Annotated in this window: 12 protein-coding genes, 1 tRNA gene and 2 pseudogenes; 8 read left to right on the top strand and 7 right to left on the bottom strand. The window is 64.4% G+C overall.

The window, feature by feature from the left end:
• Nucleotides 1-34 precede the first annotated feature (34 nt).
• Complete coding sequence (locus ACUXVA_RS03430) at nucleotides 35-817, top strand: SDR family NAD(P)-dependent oxidoreductase (protein ID WP_265081579.1); 783 nt, start codon at nucleotides 35-37, stop codon at nucleotides 815-817.
• Nucleotides 818-972: 155 nt separating this feature from the next.
• Here ACUXVA_RS03430 and ACUXVA_RS03425 read toward each other — a convergent pair whose 3' ends face one another.
• Nucleotides 973-1245, bottom strand: a complete 273-nt coding sequence (locus ACUXVA_RS03425) for a GlsB/YeaQ/YmgE family stress response membrane protein (RefSeq protein WP_265081580.1) — start codon at nucleotides 1243-1245, stop codon at nucleotides 973-975.
• Between the two features lie 27 nt (nucleotides 1246-1272).
• The gene (locus ACUXVA_RS03420) at nucleotides 1273-1896 is read right to left on the bottom strand and encodes a YidB family protein (RefSeq protein WP_265081581.1); all 624 of its coding nucleotides are present in this window, start codon (nucleotides 1894-1896) and stop codon (nucleotides 1273-1275) included.
• A 140-nt stretch (nucleotides 1897-2036) separates the two neighbouring features.
• Here ACUXVA_RS03420 and ACUXVA_RS03415 point away from each other — a divergent pair.
• Nucleotides 2037-3036, top strand: a pseudogene (locus tag ACUXVA_RS03415) (2-dehydropantoate 2-reductase).
• 5 nt (nucleotides 3037-3041) lie between these two features.
• Here ACUXVA_RS03415 and ACUXVA_RS03410 read toward each other — a convergent pair.
• Nucleotides 3042-4367 carry a TadE/TadG family type IV pilus assembly protein gene (locus ACUXVA_RS03410; protein WP_445490836.1) on the bottom strand — a complete coding sequence of 442 codons (1326 nt, stop codon included), beginning with the start codon at nucleotides 4365-4367 and terminating at the stop codon, nucleotides 3042-3044.
• Between the two features lie 376 nt (nucleotides 4368-4743).
• Between ACUXVA_RS03410 and ACUXVA_RS03405 the strand changes: the two are divergent.
• Nucleotides 4744-4926: pseudogene (locus ACUXVA_RS03405) on the top strand (hypothetical protein); the annotation flags it as partial.
• 137 nt (nucleotides 4927-5063) lie between these two features.
• Complete coding sequence (locus ACUXVA_RS03400; protein WP_265081584.1) at nucleotides 5064-5318, top strand: hypothetical protein; 255 nt, start codon at nucleotides 5064-5066, stop codon at nucleotides 5316-5318.
• Between the two features lie 143 nt (nucleotides 5319-5461).
• Here ACUXVA_RS03400 and ACUXVA_RS03395 read toward each other — a convergent pair whose 3' ends face one another.
• Nucleotides 5462-6040 (bottom strand): hypothetical protein, encoded by a 579-nt coding sequence (locus ACUXVA_RS03395; protein WP_445490834.1) that lies wholly within the window; start codon nucleotides 6038-6040, stop codon nucleotides 5462-5464.
• Between the two features lie 233 nt (nucleotides 6041-6273).
• Here ACUXVA_RS03395 and ACUXVA_RS03390 point away from each other — a divergent pair.
• The 3 genes from ACUXVA_RS03390 (at nucleotide 6274) to ACUXVA_RS03380 (ending at nucleotide 8396) form a co-directional block, all read left to right on the top strand.
• A tRNA-Arg gene (locus ACUXVA_RS03390) sits at nucleotides 6274-6350 on the top strand.
• Nucleotides 6351-6606: 256 nt separating this feature from the next.
• Nucleotides 6607-7707, top strand: coding sequence for an LLM class flavin-dependent oxidoreductase (locus ACUXVA_RS03385; protein WP_445490832.1), 1101 nt, complete (start codon nucleotides 6607-6609; stop codon nucleotides 7705-7707).
• Between the two features lie 140 nt (nucleotides 7708-7847).
• On the top strand, nucleotides 7848-8396 hold the full coding sequence (locus tag ACUXVA_RS03380; protein ID WP_445490830.1) for a flavin reductase family protein: 549 nt from the start codon (nucleotides 7848-7850) through the stop codon (nucleotides 8394-8396).
• Between the two features lie 189 nt (nucleotides 8397-8585).
• On the opposite strand, the gene ACUXVA_RS03375 is transcribed toward ACUXVA_RS03380, so the two are convergent.
• From ACUXVA_RS03375 to ACUXVA_RS03365, 3 genes are all read right to left on the bottom strand, one after another.
• Entirely contained in the window at nucleotides 8586-10451 is a 1866-nt protein-coding gene (locus ACUXVA_RS03375; RefSeq protein ID WP_265081588.1) for a sigma-54-dependent Fis family transcriptional regulator, read from the bottom strand.
• 237 nt (nucleotides 10452-10688) lie between these two features.
• Complete coding sequence (locus ACUXVA_RS03370) at nucleotides 10689-12656, bottom strand: methyl-accepting chemotaxis protein (protein ID WP_265081589.1); 1968 nt, start codon at nucleotides 12654-12656, stop codon at nucleotides 10689-10691.
• Nucleotides 12657-12895: 239 nt separating this feature from the next.
• The gene (locus ACUXVA_RS03365) at nucleotides 12896-13954 is read right to left on the bottom strand and encodes a ketopantoate reductase family protein (protein WP_445490827.1); all 1059 of its coding nucleotides are present in this window, start codon (nucleotides 13952-13954) and stop codon (nucleotides 12896-12898) included.
• A 218-nt stretch (nucleotides 13955-14172) separates the two neighbouring features.
• On the opposite strand from ACUXVA_RS03365, the gene ACUXVA_RS03360 reads away from it, so the two are divergent.
• The gene (locus tag ACUXVA_RS03360; protein WP_265081591.1) at nucleotides 14173-15162 is read left to right on the top strand and encodes a Bug family tripartite tricarboxylate transporter substrate binding protein; all 990 of its coding nucleotides are present in this window, start codon (nucleotides 14173-14175) and stop codon (nucleotides 15160-15162) included.
• The last annotated feature ends 1 nt before the right edge of the window (nucleotide 15163 follow it).

Below are 15163 nucleotides of genomic sequence, written 5' to 3'. Positions count from 1 at the left end.
TCGCGGCGGGACGAGAAACCAAAGGGGAGTGCGGATGTCGAAGGAAGAATTGTGCGTCGTGATCACGGGGTCTGCGTCGGGGCTGGGCGCGGCGACGGCGGCGATTCTCGCCAAAGGCGGCGCCCGCATCGTCATCAACTATGCGTCGAGCGTGAAGGAAGCGGAAGCGACTGCCGAGCTGTGCCGCAGCGCCGGTGCCGCCGAGGTGATAGTGGTGCAGGGCGACGTCGCGAAGGATGAGGATTGCCGGAAGATCATCGCCGCCGCCGCGCCATGGGGACGGCTCGACGCGCTGATCAACAATGCCGGCACGACCAAGCATGTGGCGCACGGCAATCTCGACGGGCTGTCGGCCGAGGATTTCCAGCAGGTCTATGCGGTCAACACCATCGGTCCGTTCCAGATGGTGCGCGCGGCGCGGTCGCTGCTCGAGGCCGGGTCCAAGGCATTGGGTCGCGCGTCCGCGGTGGTCAATGTCTCGTCGATGGCCGGGATCACCGGCGGCGGTTCGTCGGTGGCCTATGCCGCCAGCAAGGGCGCGCTTAACACGATAACGCTGTCACTGGCGCGCGCGCTGGCGCCGTCGATCCGCGTCAACACGGTATGTCCGGGTTATATCGACACGCCATGGTTCACCAAGGGCCGCGGCGCAGAGGCCGCCGCCAAGGTGCGCGACGCGGTGATCGCCAAAGTGCCGCTTAAGCTGGCGTCCACGGCCGAGGACATCGCCAACCTGGTCTGCTTCCTGGCGACCGCGCCGTCGAGCAACATGACCGGCGAAGTGGTGCGGATGGATGCGGGCATGCATCTGTCGTGAACTGACGGCACCGCGTCGAGTCTGATCCAATGACTGTCATCCAGCGCAAGCGGGTGATCCAATAAACGGAGACGCCGAGGCGCCATCACGGCTGCCTCGGCGTACTGGATCGCCCGCTTTCGCGGGCGATGACAATTGGGGGCTTTGTCGCGACCTCAGTAACGCTGGCCGGGATCGGAGATCACCCGGCGGGCGACCAGCCTGTTCCAGATGAACAGCACCACCAGCGCGCCGAGGGTGGCGGTGATGAAGCCGGCGCCCTGGTTGGGGCCGTAATGGCCGATCTGCTGGCCGATGAAGGTCGCCAGGAATGCGCCGGCGATGCCGAGCACAGTGGTCAGAATGAAGCCGCTGGGATTGTTGGGACCCGGCGACAGCATTCTCGCGATGATGCCGGCGACAAAGCCGATGAAGATGATCCAGAGCATGGCACTATCCTTATATAAGCGAGCCGATCAAACCCAGCGCGACTTTGCTTCGTCTTCGGTCGGCACTCGACCCTCGGGGGTGAACTGATTTACCGCGTCGGGCAGTTCGTTGCTCAGTTCGGACAACAGTTGATCGCGCGACATGCCGGTGCGTGAGGTCAGCTGTTCGATCTGGTCGGCGCCAAGTGCATTTGCTAGATCGCCGGGCGCGATCTGCTTGTTGGGACCGTTGCTGACCCACGAATTCGCGACTTCGCCATGACCGTTCTGCTGGAATTGCTTGAGCAGATCGCCGAGACCGCCGCTCAACACGCTGCCAGCCGCGCCGCCCGCCAGCAGGCCACCGAGCGGGCCGTTCAGAAATCCGCCCAGACCTCCGCCGGCCTGGCCGCTATTGCCGCCGAAGATGCTTCCCAGCATACCACCGAGCCCGCCGCCATCGGGCGCGTTGGCCTGCGTGGTCGTCGGCGCCGGCACCTGTTGCGGCTGCGGCTGTCCCTGCTGGGTGCCGGTGAAATGCTTGTAGCCCTTGTAGGCCAGCAGTGCGAGGATCGCCATGGTCATGGGCGACATGCCGCCGCTCTTGTCGTTCGGATCGCTCGGCCCTCGCGGCCCGTTCTGCATGCCGTTCAAAATATCGAGCAAACCCATCGCACTCTCCTTCGCTGGCCCCGGATGGAACATAGCGTCGCCTTATGACGCTTGGAAGGCCCGCAGGTTCCCGGTCGTAGCCAGCGCGGAGGCATTTTGCTACCAACGGGTGCAAAATCAGCAGGTGACGAAGTAGAGCGATGGCAACGAACCGTATTGCAGTTGCGGGCGCCGGCAGCATTGGCTGCTTCGTTGGCGGCATGCTGGCCGCCGCCGGGCGCGATGTTGCCATGCTGGCGCGGCCGCGGGTGACCGCCGAGATCCAGGCGCATGGCCTGCGGCTGACCGGTGTCGGCGGCCCGGACCGTCATGTACCTGTGCAGCAGCCTGGCCCTGTCGGACGAAGCCACTATCCTCCATGGCGCGGCGGTCATTCTGGTTGCGGTGAAGAGCGCAGATACCGCCGGGATCGCGGACCTGATCGCGCGGCACGCCGCCGAAGACGCGGTCGTCGTCAGCCTGCAGAACGGCGTCGGCAATGTGGCTGTGTTGCGCGAGCGGCTGCCGGGCCGGAGTGTTCTCGGCGGCATGGTGCCGTTCAACGTGATCGCGCCGGGCGACGGCCACTATCATCGCGCCACCTCCGGCGACATCGCGATCGAGAGCGACGCCGCCGGCACGGCGACGCAACTGTCGGTGACCGATCTGATCATGCGCCCGGCCGATGACATCGTCGCGGTGCAATGGGGCAAGTTACTGGTGAACCTCAACAATGCGCTGAACGCACTGTCCGGCCGGCCGCTGCGCGAGCAGCCGGCGCAGCGGGCATGGCGACGGCTGTTCGCCGACCAGATGGCCGAAGGGCTCGCGGTGCTGCAGGCGGAAGGAATCAGGCCGATATCGGCGACGCCGATCCCGGCCAGCCTCACGCCGCATCTGTTGCGCCTGCCGGACTTCCTGTTTGCGCGTCTGCTGGGACGGACCATGAAGATCGATCCGACCGCGCGTTCGTCCATGTGGGATGACCTGCAGCGCGGACGACGCACCGAAATCGACTATCTGCAGGGCGTGATTGTGCAACTGGCGGAACGGCACCGCATCGATGCGCCGCTGTCGCGGCGGATCGTGGAGCTGGTCAAACGCGCAGAGGCCGAAGCACAGGGCTCGCCGGGCCTGACCGCGGAAGCGATCCGCGGCTAGCCGCCTCAGCTAGCGATGCGGGCGTTGGCGACGGCTTTCTGGAACAGCGCGTTCATGGCCTCGGAGATGCCTTGGGTCGGGCTCACTTCGAAATAGAAGCCGGGTGATGCACAACTCTGCATGTTTTGTGCGATTTCACTGTTCGGAGAGGGGCCGTAAGGCCCGGTATTGAACGGCGCGATCCACGTACTGTACCAGTTGTCGGTCGGCGGCAGGTAGGTCGTGTACAGGACCGCGATCTTGATGCCGCGGTTCTTGATGGCCGTGCACAGTGCCGGATTGATCGGCGACTGGCAGCGATTCGAACCCTGCAGCGGCTTGAGGCAGCCCGCGTTGGCCTCGTCGGCGACGCCATCGGACACGAAGAACAGATATTTGAGCGGCGACGACGATGTGCCGGTGCCCGGCAAGCTGATCGCATTGTTGATCGCAGGGAAGACGCTGGTGAACGGGGTGTCCTTGTCGGCCGTAAAGGAGTCGTTCTGGCCGGCGACCGCCATCAGGTCGATATTACCGGCGGCCGTCCTGGCACTCGAGAGGCTCGATGAGAGCAAGAACAGGTTCCGCAATCCGATGGTCGCGGATGACGCGCCAAAGTCGTAGATCGCCATTCTGAACTGGCTCGGATAGGTCGCAGTCGCAGTGGCGGTGTCCATCGGCTGCTGGGTCGCCGTCCGCAGGACGTCGATTCGTGTCGTCACGTTCCACTTCTTCGCGATGACATAGTTGCTGTTCGCGTTGGTGGTGTCGTGGCACGCAAACGCGCAGCCGCCTGTCTTGGACTGCAGCAATGTGATGTCAGCCGGCGTCGCGGCCACGCCCATCGATGGCGAATTGTCCAGCAACAGATAGAAATCGATATAGAGCGGCATGGTCGCAACCGACGTCGACGTGCCGGTGACCGTCATGACGTTCCGGCCGATGATCGACAGGAAGGTCGTCGGCACCTGCGCCGAGAACTGCACCGTGGACGTGACCTGGTTGGACGCCTTCGTGACCGTGGCGGTAACGCTGTTCAGCGTATAGCCCGTCTGTCCCACCATGTTGCCATTGAAGATTCCGACCGCGTCGGTCGCGCCTGCCGGAATGACACCGTCCGAACTCATCGAGCCTGCGGCGATGAAGCCCGGGGATTTTTGGGCGACCGAGCCGACACTGGCGGCGTCGATCGCCGTCTGTAGTTTGGTGCGGATCTGAGCAGCCCGGGAATAGTCGATCGCGTAGCCGATGCTCGATATCGTGGGTACAAGGGTGAGCGCGAAGACGATGCCGACGTTGCCGCGATGCGCGCGGCGGAAGCGGTCAATGAGACGAGCTGCGGCGGAGAGCATGCGAAAAGCCTTTCACGGCCCTAAAATCCAGCAGGTAGCATCTTCCGCCCTAAACAAAACTTAATTTGATCTATGAGTTTCGCAAAGTAACGGGGGAATGACGGCCAGGCGCCGAATTTGAGTCAACAGCTAGTAAATGAATTCTCTTACTCAACAATGACTTGATGAGTGCGACGTGGTACGGGAGCAGGTCGTCCTATTGAGAACATGACGTATTGGCGCAGGGGGCTATGTCAATCAGTTGTTCTCTAGTATAGGTAGCGCGTGATTTGACGGTGGTGAGCGCGTTCGCGCGTCGATCCCGGCGTTTGATCCCTTTCATAGCATCAGCACCGCGCGTGCTGATCGCAGGACTCAACTTTAAATCGGAGCAGATATGGCCAAGAAAGCTAAGAAGAAACTCGTTCGTCGCGAATACACCAAGGAAGATGTGAAGACGCTGAAGGCGCATTCCAAGGCGCAGACTCCGCTGGAGAAGATCTCCAAGGAGATGAAGCGTACCGGTGGTTCGCTGCGTCAGAAGGCCATCAAGCTCGGCATTCCGCTCGGTCATCGCCGTCGCAAGGCCAAGAAGGCCGTGACCGCCAAGACCACCAAGAAGTCGGCCGCCAAAAAGGCCAAGAAGTAATATTCGGCTTTGAAGCTGATTCGGCCCCCTGCGCGTGGCGCTTGGGGGCCGTGCAGATGGCGGATGGAATGACCATGCGGCAGATGTCTGTGAAGCTTCAGAGCAAACTGCTACATGAAACGATCGCCGTGATGGCGGTCGTTTCATGCCTTCTGGGCTCGACCGCATCGCCGGTCGTGGCCGCACCGCCGACGGTGACGCCGTCGCCCGGTTACGACGCGCGACTGGCCGAACGGCGCGCGGCCATGTTCCCGCCAGCGACCATCTCGCGGCCCCGGCTGCATGTACGGCGTCCCCACAAGCCGCTGCGCGGTCTTCGCTGAGGCAAGGCCGCTCGATAGACTTCATGAATCCGAAGATATGGCTGCTTGCGGCCGGTCTCGTTGCGACTGCTCTCGTGCCGGCGACGGCAGCCGACTACGCCAGCCAGATCAGCGCCGACTAGCGGTTCGCGGCGACGGATCGCCTAGCTGCGCTTGGTTTTTGCCGGGGGGCCGAACAGGGTCTTCGTGATATCCTTGAGGCCCGACGACAGCCGCGACCAGCCGCAGGCCAGCGGATCGGTGCAATCCGCGGATTTCGGCCGCGGCCGCGGCTTGACGACGGCCACCGGCCGGGTCTGCCGGGGCGCGACGATCGGCGCAGGCTTGTCGGGTTCGAGCGATGCCTGCTGCTGCAATTGTTGCTGGCGCTGTTTCTCGGCAAAGGCTGCGACGATGATGCTGCGGCGGTGGCCGTCGAGATAGGCGGCGTATTGCTCGTCGATCATCCTCTGTTCGGCCGCCGTGGGATTGGGGCCTGCGATGTCGAAGCTGCGGTTCTGCATGAAGTCGTGATAGGTGTAGCCGCCGCCGGCCTTGCGGCGGCCCGCGAACCTGGCTTCGCAGTCGGCCAGCAGCGAGGCCTTGGCGTCCCCGCCGCCGCCGGATCGCTCGGCCCGTTCGGCGCAGTCCTCGAAATCGGCGGGCGCCGCGGTCCACCATTGCGCGCCGGCCGGCGTCGGCATCAGCGCGAGGCTGCTGGCGAAGGCGGCGTTCAAAACCATGAATCTGGCGGTCGTGGTCACCGGCGTTACGTCCGAAATGAGGTCTGTGACGGCCAATTGTCGCCATTATCGGCCCCGGTTTCAACCGGGCAGGCCGCTTTTCCTGTCGCGCGGGGCGGATTTCCGCACCCCACGCCCCGGCGCAGCGGTCGCCGTCGCGCTGGCGTCGGGGTGGCGACGGCGCCGCGGCTCTGGTATGGAGTGGACCAAGCACCCGCGCTTGCCGGGTGTGCGGTCCCGTAGCTCAGCCGGATAGAGCGACGGTTTCCTAAACCGTAGGTCGCATGTTCGAGTCATGCCGGGATCGCCAGTTCCATATTGGATACGCCTTTGCTATTCGCGCCTGCCACACGCTGCGCGTGGGTGCACGCGTCTCAGATGTGAGACGTATCCTTCTCAATCCTGAGACTTCGACAGCCGCCTTGCTGCGCGGTTGCGATTGCGGCGGCTGATATCAGTCGCAAATCCCGATCGATAGCGGTTTCCGGGCCATGGCACGGGCCTTGCTCCAGTGTCCTTCAACGCGCGCAAGACGCGTTTGGAGCAAACGACTGGGAGGAATTGCCATGGAGATTGGATACTTCACCATGCCTTCGCATCCGCCGGAGTGCGGGCTGAAAGAAGGGCACGACTGGGATCTGCAGGTGCTGCGCTGGGCCGATGAACTCGGCTATCAGGAAGCCTGGATCGGCGAGCACCATACCGCGCCGTGGGAGCCGCATCCGGCGCCCGATCTGCTGCTGGCGCAGGCTTTTCTGCAAACCAAGAACATTCGTCTCGGGCCTGGCGGATTCCTGCTACCGTATCATCATCCCGCCGAACTCGCCAACCGCGTGGCGATGCTCGATCATCTCTCCGAAGGCCGGCTGAATTTCGGCGTTGCGGCGTCGGGCCTGCCGAGCGACTGGGCGATGTTCAACGTCGACGGCATGTCCGGCCAGAATCGCGACATGACCCGCGAGGCGCTCGAGATCATCCTCAAGCTCTGGTCCGATGACGCGCCGTGGACCTATACGGGGAAGTACTGGACCGTCTCCAAGCCGGACGTGATGTTCGACTTCCTGAAGCCGCACATCAAGCCGTTGCAGGCGCCGCATCCGCCGATCGCGGTGGCCGGCCTCAGCAAAGGCTCCGATACGCTGAAACTGGCCGGCGAACGCGGCTACATTCCCATGAGCCTCAACCTGAATCCGGCCTACGTCTCGAGCCACTGGGATTCCGTCGAAATCGGCGCAGCGAAGACCGGGCGAAAGCCCAACCGGCAGGACTGGCGCATGGTGCGCGAGGTGTTCGTGGCCGATACCGACGAGGAAGCGTGGCGGCTGTCGGTCGGCGACATGATGGGCCGGATGATGGGCGAGTACTTCCTGCGGCTGCTCGGCCACTTCGGCTTCAAGGACTATCTCAAGCACGCGCCGGACGTGCCGGACAGCGATGTCACCGTGGAATATTGCGCCAGGCATAACTGGATCATCGGCTCGCCTGCCACCGTCGCCGAGAAGATCGAGAAGATCTATCATGAGGTCGGAGGCTTCGGCACGCTGCTGGTGTTCGGCTTTGACTACAAGCACAAGCCGGAAGCCTGGCACAATTCGCTGCGCCTGCTGAAGCAGGAGGTGCTGCCACGCCTCGCGCATCTCAAACCGGGGATCGGCAAGGCTGCCTGATCATCGTCGCTGTAGGGTGGGCAAAGCCTCTACCGCGCATCGCGCGGCGAGGCGTGCCCACCATCGCGCGACAATGGTGGGCACGGCGCAAGGGCGCCTTTGCCCACCCTACGCACTACGAATCCGACACAGGATGCCCCATGGACTCAAATGACTTCAGGAAGGCGATGCGTCACTGCGCCGGCGCGGTGGCGCTGGTCACCGTCGGGCGCGAGGAGGGCCGCAGAACCGGATTGACGGTGACGGCAGTGTGCTCGCTGTCTGACGACCCGCCGTCGCTGCTGGTTTGCGTCAATCGCAAGGCCAGCGCCAATCCGCGCATTCGCGAGGAGCGCTGCTTTGGCGTCAGCTTTCTCGCCGAAGAGCATATGCCGCTGGCGCTGACGTTCAGCGGACAGAAGGGTTTTGATGGCGAAAACCGGTTCGGCTTCGGGCGCTGGAGCACCCGGGTGACTGGTGCGCCGGTGCTGGAGGAGGCGATCGTGTCGTTCGACTGTGAGTTGCGGCAGGAATTCGAGACCAGGACGCATTCGGTTTTCGTCGGCGATGTGCGCGATGCCGGCATGCGCGGCGCGGCGTCACCGCTGCTCTACCTCAATGGCGCGTTCCACGGCGTCCACGCCATCAGGGACGCGGTCTCGCTGGGCGATCTCGAGGCGAGAAAGCTCGGCTGGAGCATCTTCTCATGATGGAGCTCCACAAACTCTCCCTCATCCTGAAGAGCTACGGACGGTTTGCCTCATCCTGAGGAGCGGTCGCCTTCGACCGCGTCTCGAAGGATGGCCGCAAGCTCGGCGCGCAATATCTCATGGTTCGAGACGCGCGCCAAGCGGCGCGCTCCTCACCATGAGGATGGCGATGGGCCCGATGCAAAGGCGCTAGTGGTCCGTCACCGCAATCTTCAGCGCCTTGATCTTGCGGTACAGTGTGGCGCGGCTGATGTGCAGCGTTCGCGCGGCATCTGCGACGTCGCCGTGGTGCCGGTTGAGCGCCTCGGCGATGACGTGCCGCTCTGCTGCCTTGAGACCGGGCGTCGCGCCGTCGCTGCACGGCGGCAGGTCGAGATCGGCTTCGGCGATGATGCCGCCCTCCGCGGTACAGGCGGACAGCCGCAGCACATGCCGCAATTGCCTGATATTGCCGGGAAACGGATGCGCCAGCAGCGTCTCCCAGGCCGCGGAGGACATGCGCAGTTGCGGCGCTTCCTCGGCCGCGATCCGGGCGATCAGCTCGGTCTTGTCGGCGCGTGCGCGCAAGGCGGGCAGATCGACCTGCAACCCGCGGAGACGATAATAGAGGTCGGCGCGGAAGCCGCCTTCGGCCACCATGGCTTCGAGGTCGCGATGTGTCGCGCTGACCAGGCGGATGTTGACGGCGACCGGCTTGCGCGCGCCGAGCGGCCACACCTCGCGGTTTTCCAGCACGCGCAGCAACCGCGTCTGCAGCGCCAGCGGCATGTCGCCGATCTCGTCGAGAAACAGCGTCCCGCCGTCGGCCTGCACGATCAGGCCCCTGGAGCCGTCGCGGCGTGCGCCCGTAAAAGCCCCGCTTTCATAGCCGAATAGTTCGGCATCGATCAGGCTTTCCGGCATCGCCGCGCAGTTCAGCGCCACATAGTGGCCGCCGGCACGGCCGCTGGCGGCATGAATGGCGCGGGCGAAAACGTCCTTGCCGCTGCCGGTCTCGCCGCGCAGCAGCACCGGAATATCCTTGTCGACGACCATCAGCAGGCGCCTGACGCTTCGCTGCAGCGCCGGATCGCCGCCGGCGAGTTCGGCAAGCGCCTCGTGATGGATCGCCGGCCGATCGGCCGTACGCGCGGCGTGCGACGCGGCCGGCCGTCGGGCGCGTGTCGGACTCGATACATGCCCCTCTCCGAGGTGCCGTCCTTCGCGATCGCGCAGCGCCTGTGCCACGCCGGGCCGGCGCGCCGACGTGCTGTCGAACTGGATGAATTGCGACAGCGGATGCCCGGTCTCGATCATCGCGTCGGACAGCCCGAGACTGTCGCGCGCGGCGCGGCTGGCGCCAAGCACCCGTTGATCGTCGTCGAAGGCGATCATCGCACTGCCGCCGGGCAAGGTGGCAATCCAGCCGTCATGGAAGCTCGAGCGGAATATCGCCTCCTCGATGCGCCGCACCGCCTGCGTCGTGAGGGCCAGCGCGAGCTGGTGCGCGGCGCGATCGAGATCGCCGCGGCACGAGGTGATGTTCACCGCGCCTGCGAGATGGCCGGCATGGTCGAACACCGGCACCACCGCGCAACTGAACATCGACCACTGTTCGCGAAAATGTTCATCGCGATGCACAAGGATGGCCCGCTGCTCGGCGAGCGCCGTGCCGAGGCCGTTGGTACCTTCGGTGGCCTCGGCGAATACCGAACCGGTGTAGATCTTCCATTGCCGCATGAGGGTTGCGGCTTCGCCGTCGGGCAGGCGGCTGAACAGGATCGTCGCATTTGCGTCAGCAAGATTGACGCAATAGCCGGTGTCACGCACCAGTCCGTAAAGATTGTCCAGTTCGGGCATTGCCAAATGGAGCAGGCGGTCGACCCGCTCGGCGCGGTACTTCAGCTCGGATTGCATCAGCGTGCGTGGCGGCCCGGCGCGGGCCGGATCCAGCTTGTGATCGACGAGGCATCGCTTCCAGGACCTGACGATGCGTGGTTCGCCCTCGACAGCCATCTCGCTTGCGGCGACCGCAAGGACCCGCTCGACGTGATTCCGGGCCGCGAGGTTTGCCACCGCGATCCTCCCCTGGATTTTGCGCCAGTCTGTCATCGCGTCGTCAGAAGTCAATCAAGTGCGCGCAGCGATCACGGCGGCGTCATTAGTTCGCTACTGCACAAGGATGCAAAGCCGCGCCCGCGAAGGCGCCTGCCGAACCATTCCCCGCCAATCGCCGAGCTCGCACCGGTGAACGTTGCCTCGGGGCGCCGAACGACGTCGACGACACGAACGGCCGGCGAAGCGCTGCCGGCGCTATGCGACTCTGATACTTGCCAGGAAGCGATCCACCTCGCCGCGCAGCACTTCGGATTGCGAGGCCAGTCTGGTCGCCGAGCCCAGGACATTTTGTGCGGCGGAGCCTGTGGTGGAAATCCCCGATGTCACGCTGGTGATGTTGCGCGACACGTCGTCGGTGCGCGCAGCGGCCTGGCTGACGTTGCGGGCGATCTCCTGCGTCGCGGCGCCCTGTTCCTCGATGGCCGCGGCAATGGCCGATGAAATCTTGTCGACCTCGTCGATGGTGGCGCACACCGCCTGAATCTCTTCCACGGCCGCATTGGTCTCGCTCTGGATCGATGCGATCTGGGCGCGGATATCTTCGGTGGCCTTGGCCGTCTGTGTCGCCAGCGACTTGACCTCGCCCGCCACCACAGCAAATCCCTTGCCGGCCTCGCCGGCACGTGCCGACTCGATGGTGGCATTCAGCGCCAGCAGATTGGTCTGGCTGGCGATCTGATTGATCAAGGCGACAACATCGCCGATCTTCTGCGCCGCTGCGGCCAGGCTCTGCATGCGCACATTGGAGCGCCGGCCGCTGTCGGCCGCCTTTCCGACCGCGGCGGAGGATTGCGCGAGCTGCCGGTTGATCTCGCCGATCGAGGACGACAATTCCTCGGATGCCGCGGCCACGGTCTGCACATTGTCGGAGGCCGAGAGCGATGCGCCCGAGACTTCGTCAGACTGCGCCCGGCACTGCTCGACGACCGACGACATGGACTGCGCGGTGTTCTGCATCTCTGCCGCGGCGGACGATACGTTGTCGACGACCTTGCGGACGTTGCCCTCGAACCTGTCGGCAAGCGATGCGAAGATGGCGCGCTTCTCCTGTTCGGCCTTGGCCTGGCTTTCGTCCTGGTCGACCTGGAAGCGGCTGACACGAATCGCATTCTGCTTGAAGATGTCGACGGCCTGCACCATCTGGCCGACTTCGTCCTTGCCGCTGTGCTGCGGCAGCGCGACCGACAGGTTGCCTTCGGCGAGTTCACGCATCGCCTCGGTGATGGCAAGGATGGGCCGCGAAATGCCGCGGGCGATCAGCAAACCGCCGGCGATGGCGAGGACCAGACACAAGGCGGCAATCGCGGCCACGAGCAGCCGCGCATGGGCAATGGCTGCCACATATTCGCTGTTGTCCATGACGATCTCGACGGCGCCGATGGGCTGGCCGGAGAAATCCTTGACCGGGCCGAGCAATGCGACGATGGGCGTCGTCTGCAGCGCGCCCTGTCGGATGATGAAACTGCCGTTGGTGGCGCTGCGATAGGCGCCGGCATCGAAGAACGTCTTGCCGCCCAGCGTACCGCCGAAGGTTTTGAAGTCGCCATTCCCGGCGAGATGAAACGCGACATTGACGTTCCGCGCGCGCTTGAACTCATCGAAGAAGCCCTGGCCGAATGTCAGCCCGAACTCGACGGTGCCGAGATGCTTGCCCTTCTGCGCCACCGGCACGACGCCGCGAATGCCGAGACCGGCAACACCGCCCTCGAGCCCCAGCACCGGCTTCATCGTGGAATTGGCAACGACGACGGTCTTGCGGAAGCCGGAGAGGTCGTCACCGAACTTGGCGGGCTGATGCACCCGGAACTGGGACAGGCCTGCCGGTGTATGGAATTGGAACTGATCGACACCGTAGTCGGACTTGAGCTGGGCGAAGCCCGGTCCGAACAACTGCACCAGCGCCTCGCGATCGTTGCGCGCCACCGCATCCTGGACCGCCGGGATGTTTGCCACCACGGCGCTCATGGCTGCCGCGCGCTGGGATTCCTGCATCAGCCGCGACTGGAATGCATCGTAGTTGCCCTGGAGTTCCTCACGATCGGCGCGGTCGACGATGCCGCCGATGATCCACATGGCTCCGAACAGCACGGCAATGGCCGTCGCTGCGGCCGATATTGCCAACGCCGCGGTGATCCGGGCTTTCAGGCTCAGATTTGCAACCATGTGATGTTCCGTATGGTGGCGCCCGGTCGCGCGGCGGGCTTCTCATGTGTCCGCCGGCCATTGTGTCCAGAATGTGTTAAGATAATTTTCGCGCCGCTGGTTATTAGTTGAGCAATGCTCGGTTTCCGATCGGGAACGCGTGTTCGATGATGCCGGGCGCCGGCCACGGGCATTGCCAGGGTCCTTGCGCGGACCCTGGGCCAGGACAGCACTTTTGCGTGCTACTCAAGCGCGGGAAGCTAGATCCCCGCGCTCGATTCGATTCGCTCGTTGAGCTTCTGGTCGACGACCTGGACCGTGTGGTCGATATTGGCGTTGGGCATGCCCAGCCGATGCGAAATCAGTTTCACCAGCAGGTCGACGCGCTCGATGAAGGGCGCGCCGTTGGCCACCGCGCGGGCCGCCGATGACGGCTTGAGAAGACTCTCCGCCGCCTTGGCGTATTTCTCGAACGGCACCTGGTCCTGCGGGTCTGCGCCGAGGCGGCGCGCGATGGCATCGACATGGTCGTAGATCGACTGCGAGACCTTCAGGTCGCCATGCACGGCATCGCGGATCGACTGCGGCTCCTCCGGCGTGATGCAGCGATAGTTGCCGGTCAGCAGCATCGACCATTTCGCCAGCGGCACGAACAGCGAATCGAACACCTTGAGCTTCACCGGCACGTCGTGCCCATCCAGCCTGACCGCGTCGATGTCCGCCTCCAGCTCGCGCAGCAGCAGGTTGTGCGCCTCGTCGGCAAAGATCGACGCCTTGAAATTCGTCGGCAGGCCCACGTGAAGAACGTTCGCGGCTTCCTCGGGCGGGCGGAAAGCTTGCGGATCGGGCGAGCAGAGGGTGACCAGTCCGGGTGTGAAGCGCTCCCAGACCTGGGCGTTGGTATAGGCTTCCTCGAGATTCATGTCTGCCAGCGCCGGGATGCGATGGAGATAGGGCAGCGGCGGCATGTTCATGATCGACAGGCACGGCAGCTTGGCCGTGGCAATCTTGATCATCAGAACCCGGATCGTGTGATTGGTGTATTGCGGCTCCTGCATGGCCAGGCCGACGAGATCGTAGCGGGACAGGTCGACGTTATCCGGCGATGTGGCGTCGAGCTTGCCGGGCAGGTCGCGCGAGAAGATCGCCCGGTGCGTCGCTTCGTCGCGCAGCTTGATGCGGACCTCGGTGCCCTCGCGGTTGATCAGCTCGGCGGTCTTCTTGCGGCAGACCAGCGTCACGTTGTGACCGGCCATCAGGAGTTTGGTCGCCAGCAATGAGCCGTACGAGGCCCCGAGAATGAGAATATTACGCGCCATGGTGCCTCGTCCCAGAAGTTGTTTGATGCCAGGCCTTTGCGGCCTGACGAGCCATCTTTGAAGAGCTCGGCCGGACACTAGTGCATCGCAGCGCGCCGATCCAGACGGCGCATGCCGGGAATGTCGGAGCCCCCTCGGGTGCGCCAATCTGTCCGGGGCCGGCACATGGCCGCAGCCGGGGCGTTGCGCTAACGTCCTAAAAAAATACGGGGGAAACCATGTCCAAACTCACTCATCGCCGCGGCTTCATCGTGGCCGGGGCGGCTGCCGCCGCGCTGCCTTTCATCGTGCGCAAGGCCTCGGCGCAAGCGGCCTGGCCATCGCGGCAGATCCGCATGATCTGCAGTTACCCGGCCGGGGGCCAGACCGACATGCTGGCGCGGGCGTTCGGCGAATTCATTTCGAAACAGGTGGGGCAGACCGTCGTCATCGAAAACAAGGCGGGCGCTGCCGGCGCCATCGGTACGGCGGAAGTCGCGCGGGCGGAGCCCGACGGCCACACCATGCTGTGCTCCATCTCGACCACCTATGTGATGAACCGGGTCATGATGAAGACGCCGGGCTACGACATGGACAAGGACCTGACACTCGTCAGCGTCATCCCGGGGGCCGGGCTGCCGCTGGTCGCGAGCACGAAGTCCGGCGTCACGACGCTCGATGAATTCGTCGCTTTTGCGCGCAAGAGCGGCAAGGTGAACTTCGGGACCTACAGCGCGGGCTCCGCGCCGCACATGACGATCAATGAACTCAACTGGCAGTATGGCCTCGCCATCGAACCGATCCACTACCGCGGTGAAGCGCCGATGTGGACCGGGCTGGCCGAAGGCACGCTGGACGCCGCGATGGGCAGCTACACCGGTGCGCAATCGGTCCTGCAGAGCAATCGCGGCGTGGCCTTCGCGGTGCATTCGAAGAAGGTCGACGCCATCCCCAAGGTCGGGACGCTGCCCGAACAGGGCGCAACATCGCGGTTCTTCACCGTCAGCGGCTTCACCGGCTGGGCGCTGCCGAAGGCGACGCCGCAGCCGATCGTCGATCGGCTGGCGCAGCTCCTGGTGGCCGCCAATGACGACCCGAAGGTCAGGGACGTGCTCGCCACCTTCGTGCTGGAGCCGGCGCTCGGCTTCAAGGAGACCAACGCTCTGTATCAGCGCGAACTCCCGATCTGGATCGAGAGCGCGCAGGCGCTCGGCCTGCAGCCCGTCTAGA

Source organism: Rhodopseudomonas sp. RCAM05734 (genome assembly GCF_052658035.1).
Note: the sequence above shows the minus strand (reverse complement) of the source record. Positions and strands in the feature narration are given on the sequence as shown.